At 37.4% G+C, this 24,622-nt stretch carries 16 protein-coding genes and 1 pseudogene; 9 read left to right on the top strand and 8 right to left on the bottom strand.

What is annotated here, in order from left to right:
- Window positions 1–6 precede the first annotated feature (6 nt).
- Window positions 7–879 carry a transposase family protein gene (locus AC27G3_RS12935; protein WP_487122168.1) on the bottom strand — a complete coding sequence of 291 codons (873 nt, stop codon included), beginning with the start codon at window positions 877–879 and terminating at the stop codon, window positions 7–9.
- A gap of 322 nt (window positions 880–1,201) precedes the next feature.
- Between AC27G3_RS12935 and AC27G3_RS12930 the strand changes: the two genes are divergently transcribed.
- Together AC27G3_RS12930 and AC27G3_RS12925 are read left to right on the top strand one after the other, a co-directional pair.
- Window positions 1,202–2,032: a 4'-phosphopantetheinyl transferase family protein gene (locus AC27G3_RS12930; RefSeq protein WP_487122167.1), complete on the top strand. Its 831-nt coding sequence runs from the start codon at window positions 1,202–1,204 to the stop codon at window positions 2,030–2,032.
- A gap of 283 nt (window positions 2,033–2,315) precedes the next feature.
- Entirely contained in the window at window positions 2,316–3,014 is a 699-nt protein-coding gene (locus AC27G3_RS12925; RefSeq protein WP_487122166.1) for a hypothetical protein, read from the top strand.
- Between the two features lie 40 nt (window positions 3,015–3,054).
- Here the strand turns inward: AC27G3_RS12925 and AC27G3_RS12920 are convergent, their stop codons facing one another.
- Window positions 3,055–3,786: a response regulator transcription factor gene (locus AC27G3_RS12920; RefSeq protein WP_487122165.1), complete on the bottom strand. Its 732-nt coding sequence runs from the start codon at window positions 3,784–3,786 to the stop codon at window positions 3,055–3,057.
- A 229-nt stretch (window positions 3,787–4,015) separates the two neighbouring features.
- Complete coding sequence (locus tag AC27G3_RS12915; RefSeq protein WP_487122163.1) at window positions 4,016–5,797, bottom strand: acyl-CoA dehydrogenase C-terminal domain-containing protein; 1,782 nt, start codon at window positions 5,795–5,797, stop codon at window positions 4,016–4,018.
- A gap of 181 nt (window positions 5,798–5,978) precedes the next feature.
- Here AC27G3_RS12915 and AC27G3_RS12910 point away from each other — a divergent pair, with 181 nt between their 5' ends.
- Entirely contained in the window at window positions 5,979–6,935 is a 957-nt protein-coding gene (locus tag AC27G3_RS12910) for a hypothetical protein (RefSeq protein WP_487122161.1), read from the top strand.
- A gap of 6 nt (window positions 6,936–6,941) precedes the next feature.
- Here AC27G3_RS12910 and AC27G3_RS12905 read toward each other — a convergent pair whose 3' ends face one another.
- Both AC27G3_RS12905 and AC27G3_RS12900 read right to left on the bottom strand, forming a co-directional pair.
- The gene (locus AC27G3_RS12905; RefSeq protein WP_487122159.1) at window positions 6,942–10,391 is read right to left on the bottom strand and encodes an ATP-binding protein; all 3,450 of its coding nucleotides are present in this window, start codon (window positions 10,389–10,391) and stop codon (window positions 6,942–6,944) included.
- A gap of 204 nt (window positions 10,392–10,595) precedes the next feature.
- Entirely contained in the window at window positions 10,596–11,990 is a 1,395-nt protein-coding gene (locus AC27G3_RS12900; RefSeq protein ID WP_487122157.1) for a PhoH family protein, read from the bottom strand.
- A gap of 346 nt (window positions 11,991–12,336) precedes the next feature.
- On the opposite strand from AC27G3_RS12900, the gene rapA reads away from it, so the two are divergent.
- From rapA to AC27G3_RS12885, 3 genes are all read left to right on the top strand, one after another.
- Window positions 12,337–15,261 (top strand): RNA polymerase-associated protein RapA, encoded by a 2,925-nt coding sequence (gene rapA, locus AC27G3_RS12895; RefSeq protein ID WP_487122155.1) that lies wholly within the window; start codon window positions 12,337–12,339, stop codon window positions 15,259–15,261.
- A 45-nt stretch (window positions 15,262–15,306) separates the two neighbouring features.
- Window positions 15,307–15,984, top strand: coding sequence for a pseudouridine synthase (locus AC27G3_RS12890; RefSeq protein ID WP_487122153.1), 678 nt, complete (start codon window positions 15,307–15,309; stop codon window positions 15,982–15,984).
- Window positions 15,985–16,114: 130 nt separating this feature from the next.
- Complete coding sequence (locus AC27G3_RS12885) at window positions 16,115–17,062, top strand: DUF3530 family protein (protein WP_487122151.1); 948 nt, start codon at window positions 16,115–16,117, stop codon at window positions 17,060–17,062.
- A gap of 38 nt (window positions 17,063–17,100) precedes the next feature.
- On the opposite strand, the gene djlA is transcribed toward AC27G3_RS12885, so the two are convergent.
- From djlA to AC27G3_RS12870, 3 genes are read right to left on the bottom strand one after another with little or no spacing between them, the layout of a single operon-like run.
- Window positions 17,101–17,925, bottom strand: coding sequence for a co-chaperone DjlA (gene djlA, locus AC27G3_RS12880; protein WP_487122149.1), 825 nt, complete (start codon window positions 17,923–17,925; stop codon window positions 17,101–17,103).
- A 19-nt stretch (window positions 17,926–17,944) separates the two neighbouring features.
- Complete coding sequence (gene murU / locus AC27G3_RS12875) at window positions 17,945–18,664, bottom strand: N-acetylmuramate alpha-1-phosphate uridylyltransferase MurU (protein ID WP_487122147.1); 720 nt, start codon at window positions 18,662–18,664, stop codon at window positions 17,945–17,947.
- Between the two features lie 7 nt (window positions 18,665–18,671).
- Window positions 18,672–19,745 carry an aminoglycoside phosphotransferase family protein gene (locus AC27G3_RS12870; RefSeq protein WP_487122145.1) on the bottom strand — a complete coding sequence of 358 codons (1,074 nt, stop codon included), beginning with the start codon at window positions 19,743–19,745 and terminating at the stop codon, window positions 18,672–18,674.
- Between the two features lie 190 nt (window positions 19,746–19,935).
- Here AC27G3_RS12870 and AC27G3_RS12865 point away from each other — a divergent pair, with 190 nt between their 5' ends.
- The 3 genes and pseudogenes from AC27G3_RS12865 to pdxA all read left to right on the top strand — a co-directional run bounded on the left by AC27G3_RS12865 (window position 19,936) and on the right by pdxA (window position 24,601).
- Window positions 19,936–22,248: an LPS-assembly protein LptD gene (locus AC27G3_RS12865; protein WP_487122143.1), complete on the top strand. Its 2,313-nt coding sequence runs from the start codon at window positions 19,936–19,938 to the stop codon at window positions 22,246–22,248.
- Between the two features lie 17 nt (window positions 22,249–22,265).
- Window positions 22,266–23,570: pseudogene (gene surA / locus AC27G3_RS12860) on the top strand (peptidylprolyl isomerase SurA); the annotation flags it as partial.
- Window positions 23,571–23,572: 2 nt separating this feature from the next.
- Window positions 23,573–24,601, top strand: coding sequence for a 4-hydroxythreonine-4-phosphate dehydrogenase PdxA (pdxA, locus tag AC27G3_RS12855; RefSeq protein WP_487122141.1), 1,029 nt, complete (start codon window positions 23,573–23,575; stop codon window positions 24,599–24,601).
- Window positions 24,602–24,622 lie beyond the last annotated feature (21 nt).

Here is a 24,622-nt window from a genome sequence, read left to right as displayed (position 1 = left end):
TCCAGATTAGGATTTGGTTGCATTTTCGTTATCTGTATCGCTATTAATTTCGCTATGGCTCACAGGCTGATTATCATCAACGTTTGAGTCTGTAGCGTTATCGTTTAGCAAACGAAAACGACTTAAAAATTCTGTGTAATTACCCGCCAAAATTCGACGAATATGAAATGGGGCTTTCGTGAGCACATAGCTCATGTAACGACTAGCAGCATCGGCTTCATTACCATCATAAATATCAACATATACCCAACCTGAGGCGGGATCGTTGGCCACTAATAAACGTCGTTTATTTAATTGTTCGTTGTTGTTCTCATTTGTATTAGGTTCATTACTCGTAAAGTCTGGCAGTTGCGTAACTTTAACCTGTACGACTTCATCTTCAGATAAGTTGTTAGTGCGATTCAATACTTCACGCATAGCTTTGGGTGAAATGTCAGAGAGAAGTACTTGGTGATCTTGAGTATCTTCCAGGGTAACTTGAACGGTAGAATCAACAGGTCTGTCGGCATCAGACACCTCACCGCTGTCTTCCATATCCGCTAAACGTGATACTCCGTGACGCTTTAAACAACGCTGTAAGCCAGCACGAGAAACGTTGGCATTAATAAACTGTTTACATACTGCTAGTAACTCATCTAGCGACAATAATAAACGTGTTCGTAATTCCACTACGACATACTCTTGGGCTTCGCTTAATGTGGTATTTAACTGTTTAGGGACATGAGAACCATCGGTTAGCGTGTCACGATTACGCCATTTACGTACAGTCGATTCGGATATTTTTAAGAGACGCGCTAATACTGCTGTAGGAAGATCTGACTCATGAATAAATGCACGCATTTCAGGTGTAGTTGTTGCATTTGCATGTTGTTTTGTCATAAACAGTCACGATGAATCATCTAAAACGGTTGGCTAATATACACAGGTTTCACACCCAACACAATCACCCGATACTCGCTTTAGTGAAAAATATAATTATTACGAGCAAAATCTGGGCGACCAGTTGAGCTAAACTACAACCATGGTAGCTAGCTACAACTAATCACTTATTTAATTTATATTTTTTCTTTTTATCGCATATAAAAATTTAACGTTATCAAAATTATCTGTGATAAAATCAGTTTTTATACCTCGGGTAAAAAATTACGCACAACCTTGTGATACTTAACCACTAAAATGACAGATGATTGACTCAAATAAAATGATAACAACTAAGTTGTCGTTATCTAAAAAAGAAATTCACCTTTGGACAACTGAACCTCAAAGCATTATTGATGGCTCAACTGAAATTATAGATGGTGAAGTGAGTCATTGTGCGCTATTAAAACAGTACCAAGGGTTATTAACGCCTGACGAATCTATAAAGCAACAACGGTACAAATTTGCTAAAGACCGTCACGATGCTTTAATTACACGCGCCTTTATTCGAGACTTACTCTCATATTATGCGGATGTACAACCAAGTGATTGGCGCTTTGAAAAAGGGGAAAAAGACAAGCCAGAGATTGCTAATCCAGTGCTACCATTACGATTTAATATTAGCCACACTCAAAACCTAATTATTTGTGCAGTAACATTAGCGGAGGATATTGGTTGTGATGTAGAAAACACCTCACGTACTAACGATGTTCTCTCGATCGCCGATCGCTACTTTTCAGCTTATGAAACTCAAGCATTATTTTCTCTGCCCAAAGCGCAACAGCGTGACAGGTTTTTTGATTATTGGACGCTTAAAGAATCTTATATTAAGGCATGGGGTCTAGGGTTATCTATTCCACTTAAAGACTTTAGTTTTACTATTTCACCAAGTGATTCAACTGATAATAAAAATGCTAATATTACTTTGTCTTTCGCTCACCATAGAAACGATAACCCTATGATATGGCGTAGCTGGCTATTTTATCCCAACGCTCAACACAGAGTCGCGGTATCTATTAGAGCAGCACATAACAATCAAACAGAAAATTATATTTTTCGTTATTTTAAAAGCATTCCCTTAGTTAGCTGCGAAGAGCAAAAAAGCTTAGCTTAGCAATTAAGTTAAATTTTTTTACAATAATTTAACTTCCGAAAAATCAAATAAAAGCTATATTTTTTATAAGCATAAACAATATACCTCAACTAAATTATTCATATTAGAAAAGAAGAGTAGTTAACTATTTCCCCTTTCTCTGAGCAAGTTTAAATTAGTTAGCTATAGTTAACACTGCCTGCTTGTTTAAAAATAAACGGCGATAAGTGGGTAAAAGCTAGCTGAGAAAAACGTCAACATAGCTTGAAATAAAACACTCTTTAATATCACTGGATGACTAGACATGAAGCTTTTACTGACTCTATTTCTACTTATTGTTAGCTCGTATGCTTTGGCAACTTCTACGTTATCACTTCCTTTAACTTCAACGCCTTTGAATGAGCAAAAACCCTCGTCACCTAATTTAGCAACTACACAAACTTTAGCTGTATTCAATGATACAGGCACAATGGCATATCAACATGTTAGTCCACAGTTTTGGCACTCTAATGATAAAAAAATTAGCTTAAATGAAATAACTATTACTAAAATGAATTGGATCCCGGTTAATTTAAATGAGTTTACTCAAAGCAATTTAAATGAAATAAACGGAGTAAGCGCCAGCTATCACGATCATAATATGGTTCTTAGTTTAGGTTTATTAAATAACGACTCTTTACAGGCCCCACAAGAAAAAATATTTATTGAAGGCTCATTAACTATTTGGACCATGGAGAATTTTAATTTGACCTTAAATGGCCGTATTGAAACACAGAATTACATGTCAGCAGATCATGGCTTAATGAATAACTTGTGGGATTCGCAAGAAGGAACAAGGGTTAAAAAATCTTTATCAGTTACAGGAAGTTATACCTTCAGTGATACTTGGGCTCTTACTGGTACTATGATTTCGAGCGATTTAAACAGAGCCTTTAAACAACATGGCGTGTATAAAAAAAGTAGTGACAATGTTGCAATAATTGGCACTACTTATTCTTTTTAACTGCAAAACTACAATGCACTAGCTAGCAGGTGTTTCTTAGTTAGGCTGCTATTTCATTTAAAATATAACCTTTACCCCAAACAGTTTCTATTTTTGCGTGTGCTAGGCCAACTCCTGCGAGTTTGTCACGCAATTTTGAGACTCTTACATCAACGGTACGTTCTTCACCATTGTATTCTCGTCCTAAAAGCGTTCTGTATATCGAATCTCGACTCATTATTTGGCCTACATTTGCCAACAACAAGCCTAATAAACGAAACTCAAAGGTACTTAAATGAACCCCTTGATTATTGACTTCACACTTTTGTGCAAGGGGAAATAAAGTAATACCACCAACTTGTACTTTGTTCGGTACACCTTGATAAAAAGGCTCTTTAACGCGCCTAAGTAAAGCTTCGAATCTTGCTCTTAAAATTGCTGAAGACACTGGTTTTATTAAATAATCATCTATACCAACATCTAAGGCCTCAACTTGCAACTTTTCTATTGGGTCGTTAGTTAATACCAATATAGGGCCTTTATATTCGGCTCGTAATGTTTGATATAAATTAATCACACTCTTTTCAGGCAAGGTAACATCAACCAATAAGATATCTGGTTTCTCTTCCTGAATGATTAGCAGAGCACTGGTTTCGTCAAATGCCTGCAAAACTTTATAACCACTATCTTGTAGAAAACTTTTTTTCGAAGAAAAGTGTAAATTCTCACCTTCGATAATCAGCACTGTTCTAGCGCTAATAGGTAATTGTTCATTAGTCATTAAGTTATTCATAATTAACACCTCTATTATCGTTTTATCAGGGGAACTGTAACTACCCTTGTTGATATCATTATGAGGCTGTAACAGTTTTGTAACTGTTATCAATTGTTATTTTAACAGGAGGAATTGTACGCAAAGGAGTGGTTGGAGATTGAGAGCTAGCTCGGTTTTACACTATTATAAACAGCAAAAAAGATCCTTCCTTGGATCTTTTTTATTTTTCACACAAGTTTTCAAATGGTTAAAACAGTTCGTCTTCAATATCGTACAAGGTATTACTTCCCGCTTTAATTGCCACGATTAAAGACTGTGTTCTAGGAAGCATTCTCGCAAAGTAATAACGTGCTGTATGTATTTTACTGGCATAAAAGCTATCGTCTGATGACGCGTTTTTCATAGCAACTTCTGCCATTCGAGACCAAATGTACGCCATTGCTGTGTAACCAAATACATGTAAATAGTCATTTGCCGCAGTGCCTAACTCGTTTGGATCATTTTGAGCTGCAGTTAACACATCTTGAGTTAATGTTGCTAACTCATTAATCGACTGTTGTAATGGTTTAATAAATTCTTGCATGTTGGCATCTGTAGTGGCATCGATATAAGTATTCACCTCATCGATGAACACCTGCATCATTGCACCTTTACTCCCAGCAACTTTACGCGCTAATAAATCCATAGCTTGTACGCCATTAGTGCCTTCATAAATTTGAGAAATTCGTGTATCACGCACCAATTGCTCTTGGCCCCATTCACGAATAAAACCATGTCCGCCAAATACTTGCTGTCCAGCTACAGTACTTTCAAAACCAACATCAGTAAAAAATGCTTTAGCTAACGGTGTCATTAATGCTGCTAGCATTTCTCCTTTTTGCTGAGCTTCACCTTCGCCGTAAGTAGCTAAATCTAGTTGCATAGCAATATAAGTAGATAAAGCACGTGAACCTTCATTCATAGACTTCATGTTCAATAACATTCGGCGAACATCACCATGGACCATAATAGAGTCAGCAGCTTTATCAGGGTTCTTAGCGCCTGTTGCTGCTCTACCTTGTAATCTATCTTTGGCATATTCGAGTGCATTTTGATATGACTTAACCGCAGAGCCAATTCCTTGAATCCCAACACCTATGCGTTCAAAATTCATCATAGTGAACATACAAGCTAAGCCTTTATTAAGTTCACCAATTAAAAAGCCTTGAGATTCATCAAAATTCATCACACAGGTAGCCGATGCATGGATACCCATTTTATGTTCAATTGATCCACAAGTTACATGGTTGCTTTCACCTAAAGTTTCATCGTCGTTTACAGAAATTTTAGGCACTAAAAATAATGAAATACCACGAGGCCCTGCTGGTGCATCGGGTAATTTAGCTAAAACTAAATGAACAATATTGTCGGTTAAATCGTGTTCACCTGCGGTAATAAATATTTTACTACCTGTCACTTTATAACTACCATCTGCTTGAGGGATAGCTTTAGTGCGGATCATTCCTAAATCGGTTCCTGCATGTGCTTCTGTTAAACACATAGATGCCGCCCATTCGCCGGTGTACATACGTGTTAAATATCGCTGCTTAAGTTCTTCACTACCATGTTTTGCTAGAGATAGCCCAGCACCTGCAGTTAAACCTGTGTACAAAGAAAATGAAATATCAGCTGAACACAACATCTCTTCATGGAATGCGGTGACTACTTTCGGCATTCCCATACCGCCATATTCAAGATCTCCACCCAATGCACTCCACCCACCTTCAGCGTAAGTATTAAATGCGGCTTTATAACCTGGAGCGGTGGTAACTTTACCTTGATCAAAACTTACACCGACTTCGTCACCTTCGCGTGAAAGAGGAGCAATTTGCTGTTCAGCAATTTTCGAGCACTCTTGTAAGATTGCATCGACAGTTTCACGATCAACATGATCTGCTAATTTAGGAAGGTTTTGCCAAAGCTCGTCATTTTTAAAAACGTCGTATAGCAAAAAACTCATGTCTTTTAAGGGAACTTGATACTCAGCCACTTTCATTCTCCAATGGGGTTGCTCAACAAAGTCAAACAAACAATTAAAACAATTGTTTGAATATAGCTGTTTTCTCGAAAAAGTAAAGTTATTTAAGGTAAACAACTTGTCCTTGTTATTAAAATTACGCTAGTGTTAATAATGAAATGTGATTAATCGATTAAGTAATTATATCAAACCTATGAGACAAACCTTTTTATTCCGTCTTTTTTTAAGCTGTTTACTCACTACCTTTTCCTGTAGTGCTTTAACTCAGCAGTTACATTTCTCAAAGAAAAAAGTTGCGGATAGCTACCAGTTTACTTACCAATGGCTTGATCATCGTGGTGATGAACAAGCTATGCAGTTTTTATTAACTAAAGAAGCGATTTTTAACCGTTTTAGAGGTTTTAGAGCCTATAAGTCAGAGTTCGCGGAGCGAGCTATTTTTCAAGCAACGAGGCAACAGTGGCTTAATTCACCTATCACTGGTGTTCAAGTCAATTTCCCAACATCAGCTGCCTATAGCAGTATTGAAATTAATGGTAAAGATCAAGCAAAGGTCCAACTGGCATATCAAAAGCTGAGTGATATCAAACAAGCTTGTACAACTGCTTACTTAGATGACAATTTTTATCACGCTTTTACGACTCCTGATCAAATTATCGGTATAAAACCTAACCACGTAAAAATAGCGAATAATTCGGTAGATGATTTCTCATTAATGAAACCGCTTATTTTAGAAAAAGTATCAATACAAAATATCCGACAAGTAACTGATTTTGTGCTTTCCTTTGTACAAAGCATTCCATATTCCCCCTTAGAGTCTAGAATAAACTCTTCAGGTGCAGGTTTTAATCCACCGTCAAAGTTATTGTGGGAGAACCAAGGCGATTGCGACTCAAAAGTGACATTAACAGCGACTATGTTGCGCGCTTTAATGCCTAGAATTGCTATGGTATTAGTGTTTATTGACCAACATGCTTTTATTGGTATTAGCATTCCGTCAGTAGGAGACGATATTAGTATTGACGTTAATGGTATTAACTATGTGTTAGCCGAACCCACAGGGCCTGCTTTATTACGTTTAGGCCAGCTAGCACCAAGCTCTGAACAGGCCATTTATAATGGTCATTACATTACTGAAACTTTTCATTAGCCCTTGCTACTTTTCTGATAAAACCTTAAGAATACTTGTCAGTAGTATTTCTGAATTAATCGGTTTTGCGATATGTAAATTCATGCCTGCGTCATAACTATTTTCTTTATCTTCTGCTCTAGCATGTGCGGTCATAGCTACAATTGGTAAAGTCATTAATAAAGGTTGCTGCCTAATGAGGCGAGTCGCTGTTAAGCCATCCATTATTGGCATTTGAATATCCATTAGCACAATATCGATCCACTTATCTTCATTTCCCTCAATTTGATGCTCAGTTAATATGTTAAGTGCATGTTGACCATTGTCAGCAATAATCACCTTAGCCTGCATACTGACCAGTAACTCTTTAGCAACCAGCTGATTTACTAAGTTATCTTCAACAAGCAGCACGGTAATTCCCGATAAATTTTTCCCTTCATTTATTTGAGTACTTGGTTCTTCACATTGTTGAGTTAGCGCTTGTGATTGAGTTAACTGTTGGTTATTTTGCTTTAACGAATGACTTAACTGCTGTTTACTTTTACACTCGGCAGACAAAGCGTTACTTATTTCATTAATAGAAAATCGATACAGGGGTTTATCTAATAAAATATACGGCACAGATAACAGATGTAAACGATCACTAATTATGGATGAGATCGAATTCATCGCTTCTTGGCAAAAAGCAATAAGCTTAATATTATGATTAGGCTGGCTAATTATTAGCTCTAACGGGTTAATTATCTCTTCAGTTAATTCATCAGCGTCAAGTAACACAATAAGCGATTTTGAGGTTGTTAATGTGTTTATTTCAGAAAGAGAATCTACCAAGGCATAATCCCATTCGTTGGCATTAATTACTGACACCAAGCTGGAGGAGAACGAGCAATTAACACCGCACAACAGCACATTTTTATCGACCAAAGCACTGTCTAACTCTTGCTCTTTCGATGGCAATACAAAAGGCAATACAAAACTAAACTCACTGCCTTTGCCCAACTCACTTTTGATTGAGATTTCCCCACCTAGCAAACACACTATTTGCTGGCAAATGGATAAACCTAACCCAGATCCACCATATTCTCTGGTCATGGTTTGATCGGCTTGGCTAAAGGCATCAAACAAGTGCACTTGCTGATCTTTGGCGATACCAATTCCATTATCACTAACCGAAAAACGTACCAGCTTGTTCTTTTCGCTGTTTGCAATAAGTTCAACACTCAACATAATTTCTCCTTGCGGAGTAAATTTGACCGAATTATTTAACAGGTTGGTTAACACTTGAACTAATCTCATTTCGTCAGTCATAACAAATTGAGGAACATCGGGTGCAATATCTACAGTTAAAGTTAGTGCATTATTGTTAATCATCGCCAAATTAAGTTTTAATGCTTGGTTGACGATTAAATCTAAGTTAGCTTCATGCTTGGTAATAAACATTTTACCTGCTTCAATTTTTGACAAATCCAGCAACTCATCAATAAGGTGTAGCAATGAAACTGAGGCATCTTGTGCGTTGGCTAAATAATGTAGTTGATGCGCATTAAGTCGTGTTTTGGTAAGCAGTGTCATCATGCCTTGCATCGCGTTAATGGGAGTGCGAATTTCATGACTCATGTTCGCTAAAAATTGATTCTTAGCCTGATTAGCGTATTCTGCTTGATCTTTAGCTGCTTTTAATGCCGATTGCACTTCATATTGTTCTGTAACATCTCGAAAAATATTAATGGTACCTAACGAGATGCCAGTATCATTAAAAAACTGTCGACTAACAATTTCATAAGTATGGCTTTTGGTTTCAACCACACGTTGAAAAGAAGGGCTATGATACTCTGTATTTAAACTATCTTTAACAGCAGAGTCTAACTCTTGACTGGAAGTTAATGTGGCATCACCCTTTTTTTCATATTCACACTTCAATGGCTGCAGGGATTGTGTTGAAAGTTCAATCAATGCCTTTGCTAGTGAGCTTGGCATGAATTCACTGACCTGACTCCCCAGCATAGCAGATTCCTCTTTATTAACAGAATCTTCAAATGCTTTATTACAACCGATAAGTTGGTTTTGATTATCGTTAAAAATAATAAGCTCTGGCATCGCATTCATTACAGAGCGGAGTAAAGCACTGTCGCGCTGATGATGCTGCGAGCTTTTCATTAACGCTTGGGTTTTTTCTATTACACGTAAATCGAGCTCTTTATTCTTATCTTTTAATTGTTGTAATAAACTCCTATTTTGACCAAATATTTTTTCGACAATATTAAACCAATGTAGCCAGTCAGCTGTTGGTTTTATCTTACCTGGATCGCCTTGTGCGCAATATTCAATATGACTCATAAAATCTGTAGCAGGTTTAATAAACGTACTACGAGTTAACAAATACACTAAGGTTAAAAAAGCGACAAGTCCTGAGAAAAACAAGAAAAATATCTGCATAAAACGATTAAATACAGGGGCGGTAAAATCCTCATAAGGCTGATACTTTATTAATGTCCAATCATTAATCGTTAATTGGTATTTCTGCAATAACCAACCATCAATTTCTTGCGAATCGGATGACGCTAATAATTTATTGATATCTTTTTGACTTAATTGTTCAGGTAAAACCTCTTGCCAAGAAGTTTCTGGAGATAATGTCGACTTGTCATGGTGCTTGTAAACTAACACTCGGTTTTCTTTATTTAATAGCACAATACCATGTTGCATTGAGGTAAAGTCTGGTAAGTTTTTTTGCAAACTGGCTAAATTAATATCTATAACAACTGCGCCAACAACTTCATTATCGCGAACCACACCTAAACTAAGCGAGGTATTTAACCCTGAACCTGCTGCATCTATATAAGGAGGCGACCAAAAATACTCTTCTGCTTTATCCGTTAATTGAATAATATTTTTGGCGTAAGGGTTATCAAGCATTTTATCGCTATAATGCCAATTTTTACGATCAATCCATGGGTAAATACTAACGAATTTATTAAAAGACAAATAATAAAACCAAGTAGCTTCTGGAATGGTCATATTGGCTGTAATAAATGCAGGCGTTAGTGCATTTGCCATGGCGATTTCGTCATTCATTTTTTGATCAAACAATTCAATATCGCCTTTGCCGGTTATATTACCGCGCAATTTTTTTTCGAGGGGAGTAGTATTTTGATGCTTAGGAATATCTAGGTAAAATAAAGCGCCATCTTGTTTTAATGCCGGGGTTTTAGCTGATAACTCTTGCGGATAAGCTAAAGAGTGATTAGCAAACTCTTGCATACCTTTAATCGATTGCACACTATGTTCTAAAATCGTATTTAAATTACGGCCTTGTACAGTTAAGTCGTGCAGTGATTCTTTTGTATAAACATTTAACTCGCTTTGATAACGGATAACACCAAAAACAACAGCAGATAACACAATGCCAATAAATACCAATACTACAGCAGAGTTATAACGGTTAAAGACTTTATTTTTCAGCCCTAAATATGGCACAGTTACCCTTAATACGAATGAGAAAATTTGAAGACTTTAAATTAAATCACTAAAGGTCAGGTTACAAGTGGAGTTATCTTGATTTCTAATAAAATTTTAACTAACGATAGAATAGACTTATTTTCTGATAGTTTTAAAGAAAAGCGGCAACCACCTTTAGTCGCCGATTTATTCCATTTAATTGTGGTGTTTAACAAACATATATTACAAGTTTTCTTCTGCAAACGATGCCAAACGACTTCGAACCACACCATTTAAATTAATGGTCGCGCTCCCCTCAAAGTTTTTAAACCGCTCAACAATATAGGTTAACCCTGAAGTAACTGGTGTTAAATAATTACTGTCAATTTGTGCCAAATTACCAGAGCACACCAACTTTGTACCTTCACCACATCGAGTGATAATTGTTTTTAATTGGGCAGCAGTTAAGTTTTGGCATTCATCGAGTAATACTATGGCATTTTGAATACTCCGACCTCGCATGAAGTTTACCGACTTAAATTGAATGTTTGCCTTTTCCATTATGTAATCTAAACTACCCGACATGCTTTCATCTTGTTTGTGTAACACTTCCAAAGAGTCGGTGATAGCTGCAAGCCAAGGAGCCATTTTCTCTTCTTCCGTACCTGGGAGAAAACCAATCGACTCGGCTATTTCAGGCGTGCTGCGCGTTACAATAACCTTTTCATACAAACCACGCTCAACAACTTGCTCTAACGCGGCCGCAAGAGCTAACAATGTCTTACCACACCCTGCAGGACCTGTTAGAATGACCAAATCTATGGTTGGGTCAAGCAGTGCATCCATGGCCATGCCTTGATAGATATTTTTAGGTTGTATACCCCAAGCATTTTTAGACATTAACCTTTCTCGACTTAAGTCCTGAATGGATATTTTCTCATCATTCCACCCAGTAACTTTAGCAGCAAAATGCTCTGTTTCATCGAGTAAATACTCATTAACGTAGGTTAATGGTAGTGCTTCTTTATCGATAAAATGTGTTGTTTCTCTACCAAGAGTTTCGCTTTCACAGTCTTTAATTTTTTGCCAAAAATCTCCCTCGAATGTGTAGTACCCCTTGGTTAAAAAACGAATATCATCAATGAGCTGATCAGTTCTATAATCTTCAACATGAGCAAGGCCAGCACCTTTGGCTTTTAATCGCATGTTAATATCTTTAGTCACTAAAACAACTTTACTCGGCGCTTTAACTTTCTGGATATGTAAAGCGGCATTAATAATACGATTATCATTTTCATTAAAAGACAGCACACCAGATGTTTGAGCCAACGAATAATCATTAAATATTGATAAACAACCACTGGGATGTAACTCGTCTGTTTCAGGTAATTTAACACCCGCTAACACTTTTTCTGGTGGAGCATCTGTGAGGGTATCTTCTAATGCGCGAATGGCTACCCGTGCATCCCGACTCACATCTTTACGTCTGTCTTTGATTGAATCGAGTTCTTCGAGTACCGTCATAGGTACCACAACATCATGTTCTTGAAATGATAAAAAAGCGAAAGGTTCGTGCAATAGAATATTGGTATCTAAGATATAGATAATTTTTTGATTTGAGGCTGTATCTTCAGTCATATGGCATTCCTAGCAAGAGTAAAATTAGCTAGCAAAACACTTAGATATAAAGCTCTTAAGTTTTTAGCAACTTTACCATCCAAACATTGAGCTATCCCAAAACATTTAGCATTCTCCTTGAGTAAAGTTAACTCTACATTGCCACTATCTTAAAAGAAAATCAAAAGAATTTTTTCAAAAACTCACCTATGATTAAATCATGCAAGAAATTCTTATTCTGCAAAAGAATTAACCAATTTGTAACACTTATCTGCTATGGCTTAGTCGTCGTTTTTGGTATATGATAGCCGCCGTTTTTTTGAGGGCGACTTGACGCTTTTTCATTTATTTTTTGGAGACTTTTTTCATGCCATTTCACCCGGGACAACGTTGGATCAGTGATAGTGAATCTGATCAAGGTTTAGGCACAGTAACAGCTATCGAACATCGCTTTGTTACTATTGTTTATACCGCTACCGGAGAAGCTCGCCAATATGCTATTGCCGATGCGCCATTAACGCGTGTCATTTTTAATACAGGGGATAGTATTCCAAGCCATGAAGGCTGGCAGCTTGTTGTTGAATCCATGGAAGAAATAAACAACCTCATCACTTATCACGGAATTCGTAAAGACACTAACGAACCCGCTAGTTTAAAAGAAGTGATGATAGATCACTTTATAAAATTCAATAAACCACACGACAGACTACTTAATGGTCAAGTCGATCGTCTTGATTGGTTCAGCTTAAGAAAAGACTGTTTGCAGCATCAGTTTGAACAACAGCAATCTGAATTAATGGGCTTATTAGGTGCACGCGTTAGTTTAATTCCTCATCAGCTTTATATTGCTGATGAAGTCGGCAGTCGATTTGCTCCTCGCGTATTATTGGCCGATGAAGTCGGCTTAGGCAAAACCATTGAAGCAGGCTTAATTATTCATCAGCAATTAGTTAGTGGCCGTGCAAAGCGTGTATTAATTATTGTGCCTGAGTCACTCATGCACCAATGGTTAGTTGAAATGTTGCGTCGATTTAACCTTAAATTTAGTATTTTTGATGAAGATCGTTGTGTAGAAAGTGCCAATGATGGCGATAACATTAACCCTTTTAGTTCTGAACAATTGGTGCTTGTTAATTTAGACTTTATTACGCAAAACCCAACGTGGTATGAATCACTTATTGAGGAAGATTGGGATTTAATGGTTGTCGATGAGGCGCACCATTTAAATTGGCAACAAGACAATGCAAGTGTTGAATATCAGTGTATTGAGCAATTATCTCAAACTATCCCAGGTGTATTGTTACTTACAGCTACACCAGATCAATTAGGACACGAGTCGCACTTCGCACGTTTACGTTTACTCGATCCGGATCGATTTTTTGATTACCAAAAATTTACTGAAGAAGAAGCACACTATACCGAAGTCGCCGATGCAGCTAATGCTTTAGTTGAAGGGCATATGCTAAGCCAAGAGCAAATAGCTACACTCACTAACTTATTAAAAGAAAGTGACATTAGTGACTTATTAACCGCAATTAATAGTATTGACTCATGCCCTAGTACTGAAAACAATGCTCGCCAACAATTACTAAAACAATTGTTAGATCGCCACGGTACCGGTCGTATTTTATTTAGAAATAGTCGAAACACCATTAAAGGCTTCCCTGAGCGTCAATTAAAACCGACACCATTAGTAATGCCTGAGCAATACCAAGAACAAGTTAGTGAGTACTTATTAAGTGATAGTAGTGAGCAACTCAAGTCACAGGGGCAAAGTAAATTTATATTCTGCCCAGAAATGCTTTATGGTTTAGATAACCAAGAACAACTGTGGACAGACTTTGATCCTCGTGTCGATTTCTTAATTAATTTACTTAACGACCTCAATCGAGAAAAGGTATTGGTTATTTGTGCTCACGCACAAACTGCCATAGATTTAGAAAACGCTCTGCGCGTTCGAGAAGGCATACGTGCCGCTGTTTTCCATGAAGGCTTATCAATATTTGAACGCGATAAAGCCGCAGCTTACTTTGCTCAAGATGAAGACAGTGCTCAATTATTATTATGTTCTGAGATCGGCAGTGAGGGCAGAAACTTCCAATTTGCTCATCATTTAGTGTTGTTTGACTTACCTAGCAATCCCGACTTACTTGAACAGCGTATTGGTCGCCTAGATCGAATTGGTCAAACCGAAGTGATACAGCTACATGTCCCTTATTTTGAAGACTCTGCACAAGAGTTATTATTTAACTGGTACCAACAAGGTTTAAATGCTTTTGAGCATACTTGTATTACAGGGCGCGTAATCTTTGATAATTTTGGTGAGAATATTTTCGATTTAGCGCTTACAGCGCAATGGCAGTCTGAAGCTGCAACGACACTCATTGAAGATAGCCATGCTAAGCATCTTGCTATTAAAGCAGAGCTGGAGTCGGGCCGTGATAAATTACTCGAGCTTAATTCTTCAGGTCAAGGCAGAGCACATGAGCTGGTAGAAAAGATAGCCCGCTCTGATCGTCAATTTGACTTGCCACAATTTATGTTTCAAGTATTCGATGTCTTTGGTGTACAACAAGATGACAAAGCCGATAATGCCTTAGCGCTTAATCAAACTGAGCACATGCTTAATTCGAATTTTCCTTGTTTACCAGAAGACGGAACAACTATCACCTTTGATCGTGAAACCGCGCTGCAAAACGAAAACTATCAGTTAATTACTTGGGACCACCCTATGGTTCGTGGTGTTATCGATTTACTCCTCAGTGACGACATTGGTAATGCCAGTATTGGTATTTTAAAGAATCCTGCCTTGCCTGTCGGGACATTTTTCTTAGAGTGTTTATTTACTTTAGAAGCAACAGCGCCAGCCCATTTACAACTAGGGCGCTACTTACCCACTACACCAGTTAGAATATTAGTGGATAAGTCAGGGATAAATTTAGCCGATAAAGTATCTGAACAAGTGCTCGATAGCCAACTTACACCAGTGAAAAAACAAGTGGCTTTGCAATTGGTTAAAGCGCTAAAAAATCAAGTACCTGCTTTAGTGGCGAAAGCAGAAACACATGCAGACAAACAAGTTGCGGATATTCAAACTAAAGCACTTGCCAATATGCACACAACTTTAGATGAAGAGTACGATCGTTTAACTGCATTAGCTGCAATTAACCCAAGCGTTCGTCAAGAAGAGTTAGACTTTATCAAAATACAGCAAGATGAATTAAGCAGTTATATTGATAAAGCTCAACTTAAGTTTGAAGCCGTGCGTATGATTGTTGTTAGTAATCAGTAGTTATTATTCATTCAACATTATAATACGCTAAACAGGAACCTATAAATGGCAGCAAATCCAGACTTTGTTTACCAACCCCCAATGTCGCCTTATCTTGATATTATTTATCAAGATAACGACATAGTGGTACTTAATAAAGGTAGCGGCTTGTTATCGGTTCCTGGTCGATTACCAGAACATCAAGATTGCTTGCAAAATAGAGTCAGCCGCGTGTTGCCCAGTGCTACAGTCGTACATCGGCTTGATATGGCAACTTCGGGCATTATTTTAATGGCGCTAAACAAACCAGCTCATGTTGCTATTAGCCAACAATTTGAAAAACGGCTGACATCAAAAAGTTATATTGCCCGTGTATTTGGCGAAGTTACAAACGAAAACGGCAGTGTCGATTTACCGCTTATTTGTGATTGGCCTAACCGCCCTAAACAAAAAGTAGATCACGAACAAGGAAAAAAATCGTTAACTCATTATCGGGTTATTAGCACTGACAATGTTAATGGCAATAGCTCGACACTTGTTGAATTAACTCCTATTACCGGTCGCTCTCACCAACTACGCGTACATATGCTCGCCATAGGACACCCTATTTTAGGTGATCGATTATATGCTCATGATAAAGCGCTTGCCATGAGTAACCGATTACAACTTCACGCTCAAATGTTAAAGGTTAAACACCCTGTTAGCGGTGAAAATCTCGAATTTATTGCTAACTGTCCATTTTAATCACTCTCTTTCTAACAAACACTAAAATGGTTTTGCTATAAACCTATAGAAAAGAGTATATTGGTCGATAAACTGTATTGAAAGCTGTCAGCTAATTTTTCATTTGTTTTATACTCATACGGAGTTCAAGTTGTCACGATTTTATCTATTAATTATCAGCGTATGTTTATCTACAAACTTCTATGCATTCTCTATTGCTGCGCAAGAGCAAGCTACTGCACAAGAACAAACAGCATCAAGCGATGAAACAAAAAGTATTAAAGAAAACACAAATACCGATAAAACAGACAACGCCGCTGAAAGCTCTACAGAAAAGCGAGTTATTCCTGCCCCAGTTTCCTTAAATGAGCAACAAACGTCAGATATTAATCATTACCTTACATCGAGTGAAATTAAGCCGTTACTAGCTGGCCCAAATGATTTTATCACCTTAATAAAAGAAAGCACTGCTGCCAATACTAAAGGAGTAGCTATTCTACTCGCCGATTGGCAACAAACAGCAACAAACCCAAAAGGGTTAAACTTTTTGAGAAATAGTATGCCTAAACAAGGCTGGACCACTATTTCAATTCAACCGCCGAGTAAACCTGATAATTATCCGTCTCAAGCATTAAAAAAATCAGACCGACAAGCAGAGAATCTAAAAACCATCACCGATTATCAGTCACAACTGAGCGCTATTATCGAAACAGTGATGGAAAAAGCCCATGAATACCCAGGTATTTTTATTGTTATTGCTCAAGGAAGCCATGGAGCAATTTTAACTGACTTATATCAACTGGGTAAAAATCCACCGCCTAATGCATTGATATTATTAAGTAGTTATATGTATAGCGAAGAAGAAAATGAACATTTTGCCACCTCTATCGCGCAAAGTAGCTTTCCCGTATTAGACTTGTACTTAACACGAGATCACTCTTTGGCGACTAAAAGTGCAATATTGCGTTTATCAAAAACTAAACAAACAATGAAAGCGTTTTATCGTCAACGCCAACTCACTAATTTATCAAGTAGTTACTATCCCCAAGAATCTTTGAAAATAGCGATTAAAGGGTGGCTCACCTCTATTGGTTGGTAACAATATCTTATCGAAATAGCCAATATCTTAACTGATTGTTAGCGATTTTTAGCGATCAAGTCGTACGCTGCTTGAATATCTTGTGTTTTTTGCTTGGCTGCTTCCATCATCTCAGGTGGCAGTCCCTTAGCGACTAGTTTATCAGGGTGATGTTGCGACATTAACTTTTTATATGCTTTTTTAATGTCTTTAAGATCAGATGTTTCACTGACACCTAATACTGCATAAGCACTGGCAAGTTGTTGAGGCCCTGCTCCCTGTCGACTGCCCTGTTGACCTTGATAGCTTCCTTGACTGCCGCCTTGATGAAACGCGGCGCCTGCGATAATCATTTCAAGTAACTTATCAAGCTCTCTTGTTGAGAAACCTAACTGTTTAGCAATTTTATGCAGCACACTTCTTTCTGCTGAATCTAATTCTCCATCAGAAAATGCAACTTGAATTTGTATTTCTAAAAACATCAATAAAAGATCTTGGCGGCGACCACAAGCGCTCTTAAATTTTCTTAACCGTTCATCAATAGGAAAACCCGAAGACTTCCCTTCACGAAATGCATCTTGCGCTTGTTGCCTCATACCACCCGTCAAGCCCATTTTATCCATATAAGCTGTCGCAAAAGCAATTTCATGTTTACTAACATGCCCATTAGCCTTAGCAATATGCCCCATCACAGAAAAAGTGGTATAAAAAAATACAGCTTGACGCGTAACGTCATCCTCTTTATTCGGCGAAAAGCCATCAAAGTCGATTCGACGTCCTTTATCGAACATATGTCCGACCCAAACTCCTAATAAAGCGCCCAATAAATTTTTACTTAACATTAAGCCAAATAAAAAACCAAAGACTTTACCCCAAATATGCATACGTTCAAAAATTCCTAATCTACTGTTTATCTATTGCATTTAACTGCGCTAAACGCTCTGGAGTGCCTACATCTGTCCAAGATCCTGATAAAACACTTGCTGATATTAAATGTTTGTTTGCCGCTTCTCTTAATAAAGGAGCTAAAGGCAATGCTGTTTCGCTCCCTTGACTTGGTATTGTTTGCTGTTCAAAATGTTGCGGCTGAAAAAACTCAGGTTTAAATATAGCAATTCCGCTGTAAGTATAACTTTGTTGAACGGTTAATTCGTTACCGTTTTTTGCTAAATTTTGTAACAAACCGTCTTTAATAGCAAAGTCCCCTTTGGTGTTATGACTAGGATTGTTAACCAACCATAAATGGGCAAAACCATCTGATGATAACGAAGGAATATCTTTAAAGTTATAATCTGTAAATACATCACCATTAACTACTAAGAAAGGCTTATCGCCCAATAATGGCAGTGCATTAATAATACCTCCGGCAGTTTCAAGTGCGTGTTGCTCTTTACTGTAGGTAATATTAACTTGCCATTGACTTCCATCTTTTAAGTAATCCACAAGTTGCTGACCACACCAAGCATGGTTAATTACAATATCTTTAATGCCTGCTTTAGCTAGCGCTTTAATATGGTATTCAATAAGCGCGATGCCATTAATTTTTAATAAAGGTTTAGGGCAGTTATCAGTAAGAGGTTTCATACGTGCCCCTCGTCCAGCCGCCAATATCATTGCTTTCATTTATTTGTTACTTCTTGATTGGTTTATCGTCATGGCAACTTGGTTGTTCGTGCAGTTTATTCATTGCCGGTTGTACTTTCTCTGTGATGAGTTGATGTATAAACCGTAATGCTGGATAGCGACTACTAATTTTTTCAATATAAGAAAGTGTCAAAGGCACATCTTTTAAATAGCCTTCTTTATTATCTCGATAATACAAACGACAAAAAATACCACTTGCCTTGAGATGACGCTGTAGGCCCATAAAATCAAACCACTTATTCCACTGCTCGTCTGAAACGTTTGTCAGCGAATACTGTGTTTCCATCAATCGACAAAATGATGTAAATAATGATGTCACCATTTCGTCGGAATAGCGCACATAACAATCACGTAATAAAGAAACAATGTCGTAAGTGATCGGGCCTGTAACCGCATCTTGAAAATCAATCACACCCAACTGTTGATCTTCGAGTATCATGATATTTCGACTATGATAATCTCGATGCATGGTTACCTGTGGTTGTTCTAGGGCACTATCGACGAGTAACGAAAAACATGATTCAAGTTGACGTTGATCATTAGCCGTTAATTTTATATTTAAATGCTTACTTAACAACCAATCAGTAAATATTGATAATTCAAGTTGAATAAAAGCGCGATCATAGATAGGCAGTTTATAATCATTCGTTGGGAGAATTTTCGTTGCAGCAATACTTGGGAGCATGTTAATCGCTTTAATATAAAAGCTTTTAACGAGTGCACTTTCTTTTTCTGTTTTGACTAAATCTGCTAATAAATAATCACCAAAATCTGAAAGGCAGAAAAAACCTTGTGTTAAATCGCAATCGATTATTTGAGGTACACATATATTTTGCGAAGCTAAGCTTTGTTGTAAAGCGACAAAAGCATCATTATTTGATAATGATTGTGGTGCATCTACCGCGATAAAAGACACACCACCATGATGAAAACGATAATATTGACGGAAGCCAGCGTCCCCTGTCATAGATGATAATTGAATAGATGAACAGCCATCTTTAGGCGATAAAACAGTAGCTAACCAATGCTTTAATGACAAGTATCTTGATTCTGATAACAAAGTAACAACCTTTTTATGAAAAAACCCACTTAAAAAATAAATAAAGGCATTAGCGGGATAGCAAAAATTGCTATATCATAGCGATGTTTGACAATAAAATATGTTTTTCATCACTTTTTACTGTTTTTTTATTAGTAAGCCAAGGTTAACAAATAAAAAGCACTTACGACTAATACTTTTCGGACACTACATGTTTTCACGTTTTAAATTAACTTTTATTACTTATTGTCTTTGTTTTTCAAGTTTGCACTCTGTTGCCGCCCAAGCTAATAAAACTGTTTCCAATATAGATAAAGAAAATACGAATACACCGGCTCTTATACAGCAATGTCCTATTGCTCAATTTAGCAAAATAGGCAGCGAACTACCGACGGTGCTCGATGATAGTATTCAAATCGAGTCGATATCCTCTTCTATTTTACAAGACCAAATTGCTAACTTTAGCGGTGATGTTACCTTAGTCAATAAAGATCACGCTATACTAGCTGACAAGCTTTTGTTCAATCGTCAAACCTTGGCTTTGCTTGCTCAAGGCAATATTCAATACCAAAATAATGGTATTAATGTGTTTGCTAGTGAATTAAATATTAGCGACAGTTCACAAAAAACTACCCTAAACGATGCGTCTTATCAATTATATAATAATCCTGGCCACGGCAGTGCTTCAGAGTTGTCGATAGGTTTAGATGGTACTTTATCTTTACTCGATTCAACATATACCACTTGTTTAGGAGACGTACCTGATTGGCAGTTAGTTGCTAGCGAAATTACGATTTCCACCCAAGAAAATATTGGCAGAATTTACCACGCTAAAATTAGAGTTTTCGACGTACCTGTATTATATGTGCCTTACTTTTCTTTTCCGGTAACCAATAAAAGAAAAACGGGCTTTCTGGCTGAGCCGACATTAGATATATCGAGCCAATCAGGGTTAGAAATTGCTACGCCATTTTACATCAATATTGCGGAAAATATGGATGCGACCATAACTCCACATTACATGTCGAAGCGCGGTACACAGCTACTTACAGAGTTTAGGTATTTATCAGGTCAACAAGCCGGCATCATCGATCTTGAATACCTTAATAAAGATAACTCACTTAAAAACAATGATGATCCGCGCTACTTAGCTCGTTTTCAACATGTCGGTACCTTCTCCGACAATTTTAGAGCCTATGTTGACTATACCACCATCAGTGATGACAATTACCTAGTCGACATTGGCAGTAAACAATACAACGATAATGACACTTATCTGTATCAAGTAGGCGAACTATCTTACTTTGCTGAAACTTGGCAAACCACCATGAAATTGCAAGATTTTGAAGTATTAGGAGATCATAAAGCTAGTTATAAAACGTTGCCACAAATAGAGTTACGACTGCAACAACCGCTCAATTTTTACAATAGTCAATTTGAGCTCTACTCAGAGATGAGCCATTTTGAAAGCCCAAGCTTAGATCAAGCCAGTGCAAATAGATATCACGTAGAGGCTGGACTTACCCTGCCATTCTCCTCTCCTGCATGGTTTTTAAATTCTGAATTTAAAGTGTTACAAACGTATTACCAACAAGATGATATTCCTTTAGCTAGTAGCCTAGAAGAAAACGTAAGCAGAACCTTACCTAAAGTACGATTTCATGGCGGCTTTAATTTAGATCGCCAAATGACCTTATTTAATGCCGAATATACACAAACATTAGAACCCCAAGTACAGTACCTATACGTAGATGAAGTTGACCAAAGTAATATCGGCATTTATGACACAACCGTATTACAATACGATTATGATGGTTTATTTAGAGATAGAAGAAATAGCGGCTTAGATAGAATTGCTGCTGCTAATCAATATTCTTGGGGGGTAACCAGTAGAATATTAGATCCCTCCAATACGGAATTATTACGCTTTAGTTTAGGTCAAATTACCTATTTAGATAGTTTTGACCAGTTTAATCAAATTGACGGTTCAGAAGAAGAGTCGGCATTAGCAGCAGATGTATTTTTTAGAATTAATCGTCAATGGCAAATCAGCTCAGATCTTCAATACGATACACAATCAAGCTTAATTAACAAAAGCCAAATTAATATTGATTACCGTTATAATAAAAATACTAACGTTCAATTGAACCATAGGTTCACTCGTGATGTCTCAGGTAATAGATTAGAACAAGCATCACTGCTGACCAACTTTCCTATTAACAAAGATTGGAAGTTTGTTGGTCGGTTTACGCAAGATTTAATTCAAAAGCGAAGTTTAGAATCATATGCAGGTTTTCAATATGAAAGTTGCTGTTGGGTAATTAGGCTAGTTTACCATCGCCATATTATTTCTAACTTAGATAGTAACAATTTTATTAATGAAAACCGCGATGAATTTGACAGCGGTTTTATGATACAGTTCAACATTAAAGGGCTAAGTGGTCAGCAGAGCTCTGTTGGTACCGACGATATGTTTAACTCAAGCATATTCGGATATAAGCGTCCTTATTTTTTAAATAATTAACACGGCATAACAAGAAACATTACATGAAAAACATAATGAAAAAACTTTCTCTTAGCGCTTTATTTGCCATTGGCATAATGTCAGCAACACAAGCAAACGAAGTATTGCTCGATAGAGTAGCTGTTATTGTAAACAATGGCGTGGTCTTAGAATCTGAAATTACTGATTTAATTGCTTCAGTTAAAGGGCAAGCTAGTAGAAGCAATCAAAGCTTGCCATCAGATAAAGCTTTACGCATTCAGGTTACTGAAAAATTAATAAACGATGAACTTATTGTGCAAATTGGCGAGCGCATGGGTGTTCAAGTCAGTGATGCAGAGTTAGATGAAACCATTACCAATATGGCGAATGAAAACAAAATGTCTTTAGCAGAGTTTCGCCGTAATATTATTGCTGATGGCACAAGTTATGAAAAATATCGTGAAAGCGTGCGAACAGAATTAATTTCAGGACAAGTAAGTAGAGCAAGTGTTAGACGTCGTGTTTTTATTTCTCCTCAAGAAGTATCAAACCTTTTAGAGTCAATGAAAGAACAAACCATAAACGATGTAGATTATCGTTTAGGTCATATTTTAATTGAGTTTCCTACCGATGCAAGCGCAGAAGAAATGGAAGCTCAGAAAATTAAAGCTCAGAAAGTTATCGATTTACTGAACAAAGGTTCAGACTTTACTAAAATCGCCATGTCTTCTTCAGGTGCAGCGAACGCACTAACAGGCGGTGATTTAGGTTGGAAAAACATTAACGAAATGCCAACTTTGTTTTCAGAACTTGTTGAAGGTAAAGGAAAAGGAGAGGTTTTAGGGCCAATTCGTACCGGTTTAGGTTTTAGTATTGTCAAAATACTAGATGTTCGTGGACGCCAAATTGTTGAAATTGAAGAAGTACGCGCTAGTCATATTCTGATTAAACCTTCAGTAATATTAAGTGAAGCAAAAGCTGAATCAATGCTACAAGGTTTTCTCGATCAAATTAATGCCGGTGAAGCAACTTTTGAAGAGCTCGCGAAAGCTCATTCAGAAGGACCTACATCTGTACAAGGTGGTGATTTGGGTTGGGCTGAGGCAAAAATTTACGATCCGGCTTTTAAAGACGCACTTGCCACAATGAAAATAGATGAATATCACAAACCATTTCGCTCATCATTTGGCTGGCACATTATCCATTTAACGGGTCGTAAAACTATAGATGCGACCAAGCAAATGAATGAAAATAGAGCCTATCAAATGCTATACAATCGTAAATACGGTGTTGAGCAAGCTCGCTGGATTAAAGAAACTCGCGATGAAGCCTATATTGAAATTTTTGAAGCGGCTAAATAATAATGACTGAACTTCTCAATACAGTAAAACGCATTGTTATCACCCCAGGTGAGCCTGCAGGTGTCGGACCTGACTTAGTTATTGCTATTGCTCACCAAGACTGGCCTGCACAATTAGTGGTGATTGCCTCGAAAAGCTTAATGCTAGAGCGAGCTCGTGAGTTAGGTTTACCACTAACAATCATTGAGTATGATGAAAACACTCCAGCGACTCCGCACAAGGCAGGTACCTTAGTATTATTACCTTTGGAATTAGCCTCTCCTTGTATTGCTGGTGAGTTAGATGCTAATAACGGCGCCTATGTTGTTGAAACGCTTCGAATAGCATGTGAAAAAAACATGTCAGGTGAATTCGATGCTATTGTTACTGGCCCTGTACATAAAGGGCTAATTAATAAAGCCGGCATTCCATTTAGTGGCCATACTGAGTACTTTGCTCATCAAGCCAATTGTTCTGATGTCGTTATGATGTTAGCGACACCAGGTTTACGTGTTGCCTTGGTTACCACGCATATCCCACTGGCATATGTATCTAAAGCAATTACTAAAGAACGTTTACAAAAAGTTACTCGTATATTAAACAACGATTTAATTAGCAAGTTTGGCATTAAAGTGCCGACAATTTACGCTTGCGGCATTAACCCACATGCCGGTGAAGACGGTGTCCTTGGCAAAGAAGAAATCGAAGTCATGGACCCTGCTTTTGATGAACTGCGCGAAGAAGGCATTAATATTGTTGGTCCTTTACCCGCCGATACTATTTTTCAAGAAAAATACCTATCACAAGCAGATGCCATTTTAAGTATGTATCATGACCAAGGGTTACCTGTTTTAAAATATAAAGGTTTCGGCTCTTCAGTTAATATCACGCTTGGTTTGCCTTTTGTTCGTACGTCTGTGGATCACGGTACAGCTTTAGAGCTAGCAGGCACCAATAAAGCTGACAAAGGAAGCTTTATTGAAGCCATACGTACCGCAATCGATTTGGCTGAAAACCATGCGTGCGATGAAGTTAGCGATAAATCGAACTAATCTAGAAAACTAATTAATAAA

The organism is Colwellia sp. SU-HH01217 (assembly GCF_057543495.1).
The sequence above is the reverse complement of the archived record's forward strand: the minus strand, read 5'-3'. Positions and strand labels throughout refer to the sequence as shown.